We start from the raw sequence: 3,321 nt of genomic DNA, 5'->3' as shown, positions 1-3,321 counted from the left end.
ACGCCAAGGCCTTGAGGTGTCGCAGATCCCGACGATGGCTATATTGACGCAGCAAGGACAGCACTTGATCATAGAGACAGGTGGTGGCTGGCATGGCAAAGACCCTGGGATATGCAATTCCAGCGTCTCATGTCACCTCACCTTTTCCCCCTCGCAGCACGAGGTTTCAAGCCTTTCACCCACTTCTGTCAGGCAGTCAGGTTTGATGGTCGCACGAGGGACGACCTGATCCTACTGTTCTTTTCTGGGCATGGAATTAAGGATGATGCGGGCAGACTGTATTTTGCCAGCCGAATTACACGAAAAAATGCCAAGGGCGATTTAATTCGGTCAACGGCTGTCCCCACCAGCTTTGTTCACGACATTATGAATAATAGTCGTGCCAAACGACAAGCGATCATCCTAGATTGTTGCTTTAGCGGAGCCTTTGATCCCGCATTGCAGGCAAAGGATGATGGTTCTGTAGATTTGCAATCGCAATTGGGTGCAGAAGGACGAGTGGTACTCACCTCCTCCAGTTCGACTCAATACTCCTTTGAGCAGCAGGGATCGGATCTGTCGATTTACACGCGCTACCTGGTGGAAGGTATTGAAACTGGGGCGGGTGACATTAATAGTGATGGGTTTGTTTCGATGCTGGAACTGCACGAGTATGCGGCCAGCAAAGTACAAGAAACGGCTCCGAAGATGACCCCCAAGATCATTGTGCTGAAAGATAAGGGGTTTGAGATTGTTCTGGCTAAGGCGCGAGTAACGGATCCCAAACTCAACTATCGGAAGATGGCTTCTCGATATGCCAATGCAGGCACGATTCGACCCGCAGGACGAGCGGTTTTGAATACGTTAAGGCAGCAGTTAGGGCTGACGATTGAAGAAGCGACTGAAATTGAAACTGAGATATTGCGTCCTTATCAGGAGCGACTGGCAAATTTGCAACAGTATCGAGAAACGTTGGTTGCGGAAGCAGAACATGAATATCCGCTGAGCGAGTCTGCCTGTGAAGACTTGAATATGCTTCAGCAGATGCTTGGTTTAAGAGATGAGGATGTTTTATCCATTCAACAAGAGGTTGAAGCGCAGTTTGCTCGACAATCAGAAGCCTATCAACAAAAACTAGCTCAGTATGAGCAAGCGTTGACCACGGCTATTCAACAGGAGTTTCCCTTCAATCAGCATATTCGGCAAGAGTTAGAGCGCTTGCAAAAGTCTTTAGGTCTGAGAGATGAAGATATTATTCGTGTTGAGAAACCCCTGATTCAACAAGCAGAACTCAGATATCAGGAGAAACTGAGAAAAGAAGCTGAACAACAGCAAAAACAGCAGGAGAAAGCAGAGTACGAGAATAAACTTCGGCGCTATGAGCAGGAGTTTACGAAAGCGATTCAAGCTGAATATCCCTTGAGCCAGTTTGTTTTAGATGGGTTAAAGACTTTTCAGCAACAATTGGGATTAAAGAATGAAGATATTATCCTAATTGAACAACCCATTCGTGAACCAATAGAGACGAAATATAGGGAAAAGCTTAAGCAGCAGGAACAAGCTGAGCAACAGCGACAAAGGGAATTGGAAGAACGCCGAAAAGCGGAACAAGAAAAACTAAGACAGGAAGCTGAGCGACAGCGGCAGGAACAGGAAAAAGCAGAATATGAGAATAAACTTCGGCGCTATGAGCAGGAGTTTACGAAAGCAGTTCAAGCTGAATATCCGCTGAATCAGTTTGTTATAGAAGGGCTTAAAACCCTTCAACAACAATTGGGACTGAAGCGTCAGGATGTCACGAAGATTGAGCAACCATTAATTACCCTCAAACAAGCTGTGCGAGAGAGTGCGGTGGCTCGGTATAATTACGGGCTTGAATTCTCTGATCAAGGTGAGCTAGAAGAAGCAATTAAAGAGTATCACAAAGCTATTTCGATTGATCCTAATTTTACGGATGCTTATGTTGTTTTAGGGATGACTTTGTTCAGCCGAGGCAAGGCAGAAGAAGCAATCCAGCAATGTCGTAAAGCTATTTCTATTGATCCTAATTTTGCACATGCTTACGCTGTTTTAGGGGTAATTTTGTCTGATCAAGGCAAGTCAGAAGAAGCGATTCAACAATGCCGTAAAGCTATTTCTATTGATCCTAATAATCCTGATCATGCAGGTGTTTACTATTCCTTAGGATGGGATTTGTATAAACAAGGCAAATGGGTAGAATCAATCGCAGCTTTTAAAGATGCTGTTAATCTTGAGCCTGACAATACTGATTATCGAGCGTCGTTGGAACAGCTTTCAGTTGATGATCTGGAGTCTGCCTTGAAATCTGGGGATTGGTCTTTAGCTAATGAATTGACATGGGCAAAATTACACCTGCTATCTGATTATGAGAGTAATTCTGTTTTAGGAATAATGTTGCCTGAATCTTTAGAAAAGATTCCTTGTGACTACATTATCCTCATTGATCAACTTTGGCAAAAGTATAGCGGCAACCGCTTCGGCTTTACCTCTCAAAGAAATATGTTTCTCAGGGTGAGTCGTGATATTAATCAATTTGTTGAAAGCGTTGGCTGGCGAGGTAAAGCCGGATTATTTGGAGGAGCTTTTGCATGGAAAACATTCCACAACCTCAATTTCAGTCTTAATGCTCCAGAAGGTTGTTTCCCAATAGATATGAACTTCTTCTTGAGAGAAGATGAACTAATTCATCAGGAGCCTTTTTGGATGAAGACAGAAGGCTATGATCCAAACACTGTGGTTTCGACTTTTATTAATGCTCTCATAAAGAGACTTGATGAATGCAAAATTTAAGACAAATCCCATCAATTATTTGTACTTGGGAAATTAAAAAGTGGTTCTTATGAATATTCGTCACACTACCATTGCCAAACTACAGCAACTCTCCGAGCGACTTTTGCAAGAAGTGAGTGACTTCATCGATTTTGTTATTCACAAACATCGAGCTGAAATTGCTAATAGTCAGCCTGATGAGGTGCTGATAAAAACATGGTCACGATGGTTTGAGTCGGTCGATCACCTAGATGTAACTCCACTAGATGTAACTCCACCTGAACCAGCCAGTACCTATCAACGACTTTTGATCAATAAATATCAGCAACAAGGTCTAGAACTATGATCCCTGACTGCCTGACACATCTTTATGCCGCCTCCCAGGGGGGCAATTGACATCGTATGGACTGGATCCTAGAGAACCAGATGCGGTCATAGTACTGGTCTTCGGCGTTTTTAGAGGCAAAGCAGGGTTCAGGGTCAACGGTGAGCAGGGGGATGGGTTGGAGCAACGGACGCCCTTTGTTGACGGCACCCTTGAGCCAGCGGAGG

3 protein-coding genes are annotated in these 3,321 nt (G+C 44.3%); 2 read left to right on the top strand and 1 reads right to left on the bottom strand.

The genetic code is table 11. The annotated features are described in order from the left end of the window. The first annotated feature begins 111 nt into the window (after positions 1–111). Together H6G62_RS26400 and H6G62_RS26395 are read left to right on the top strand one after the other, a co-directional pair. Positions 112–2,790, top strand: coding sequence for a tetratricopeptide repeat protein (locus tag H6G62_RS26400; RefSeq protein WP_190500733.1), 2,679 nt, complete (start codon positions 112–114; stop codon positions 2,788–2,790). Between the two features lie 49 nt (positions 2,791–2,839). Next, positions 2,840–3,115, top strand: coding sequence for a hypothetical protein (locus tag H6G62_RS26395; RefSeq protein WP_190500732.1), 276 nt, complete (start codon positions 2,840–2,842; stop codon positions 3,113–3,115). 22 nt (positions 3,116–3,137) lie between these two features. On the opposite strand, the gene H6G62_RS26390 is transcribed toward H6G62_RS26395, so the two are convergent. After that, positions 3,138–3,321, bottom strand: a 184-nt coding sequence (locus tag H6G62_RS26390; RefSeq protein ID WP_190492888.1) for a hypothetical protein, incomplete at its 5' end; no start/stop codon positions are given.

This window comes from Phormidium sp. FACHB-1136 (genome assembly GCF_014697375.1).
Classification (GTDB): Bacteria; Cyanobacteriota; Cyanobacteriia; order Phormidesmidales; family Phormidesmidaceae; genus Nodosilinea.
The sequence above is the reverse complement of the archived record's forward strand: the minus strand, read 5'-3'. Positions and strand labels throughout refer to the sequence as shown.

What these genes read in the sequence shown, in the direction of transcription:
- H6G62_RS26400 (WP_190500733.1), top strand. Translation starts at nt 112, where the DNA reads ATGCAATTCCAGCGTCTCATGTCACCTCACCTTTTCCCCCTCGCAGCA.
- H6G62_RS26395 (WP_190500732.1), top strand. Translation starts at nt 2,840, where the DNA reads ATGAATATTCGTCACACTACCATTGCCAAACTACAGCAACTCTCCGAG.